The sequence below is a fragment of the Micromonospora sp. 15K316 genome, assembly GCF_004348525.1.
Classification (GTDB): Bacteria; Actinomycetota; Actinomycetes; order Mycobacteriales; family Micromonosporaceae; genus Micromonospora.
In genome coordinates, this window is record NZ_SMKG01000436.1 from 1 (window position 1) to 900 (window position 900).

The 900-nt window shown below is 68.2% G+C and carries 1 protein-coding gene; it reads left to right on the forward strand.

Annotation, left to right across the window (positions count from 1 at the left end; all coding sequences use genetic code 11):
• Window positions 1-113: 113 nt before the first annotated feature.
• The coding region (locus E1211_RS32190; RefSeq protein WP_132354017.1) for a transposase at window positions 114-900 on the forward strand (787 nt) is incomplete at its 3' end.

The following is a 900-nucleotide window of genomic DNA, read 5'->3' on the forward strand; positions in this document are numbered from 1 at the left end:
CTTGATCTTTAACCTCCGAGGTTACTGTCGGGGCCCCGGCCGATCACGGAAACAGCCCTTGGTCGATGATCTTCTTGTCTAGGGAAGAACATCAATAACCAAGGGCTGTTCTGGTGATCAGTGTGCATGACCGTGGTCCGGCTGATGCCGTCGGGGAGTTGGCGGGGTTCCGGCGAGAGTTCTACGACTGCTTGACCGCTCGGGCTGACGCCTTGTTCGACCTGACGGACGCGGTGTTGTGCGCCGACGGGCCGGTCCGGTCGTTGGTGGAGTTGTCGCTGGTGGGTGAGCATCGGCGGGGTCACGGGGCGTTGTATGACGCCGTCGCCTGCGGTCGTCTGGACATCGACCGGCTACGCACGGCCCTCGCGGCGGTGCCGTTGCCGCGGGCGGCTGACGGGCGTCTGGTCCTGGCGGTCGACATCACCTGCTGGTTGCGGCCGGACGCGCACACCTCGCCGCAGCGGATCCTGTGTCACACCTACGGCCGCGGCAAGGACCAGACCATCATGGTCCCTGGCTGGCCGTATTCGATGGTCGTGGCGTTGGAGTCGGGCCGTAGTTCGTGGACCGCGCCGTTGGAGGCGGTGCGGTTGGCGCCTGGCGATGACGCGGCGGCAGTCACTGCCGGGCAGCTGCGGGACATCGTGGGGCGGCTGATCGCGGCCGGCCAGTGGCAGGCCGGTGATTCGACCATCCTGGTGGTGGCTGACGCCGGCTATGACGCACCCCGGCTGGCGTTCCTCCTGCGTGATCTGCCCGTGCAGGTCCTCGCCCGGATGCGCTCGGACCGGGTCCTGCGCCGGGCTGTGCCGCCTCGGCAGCCGGGGGTAGTCGGCCGTCCACCCCGCCACGGCGGTGAGTTCGTCTTCGGTGATCCCGCCACCTGGGGTGAACCGG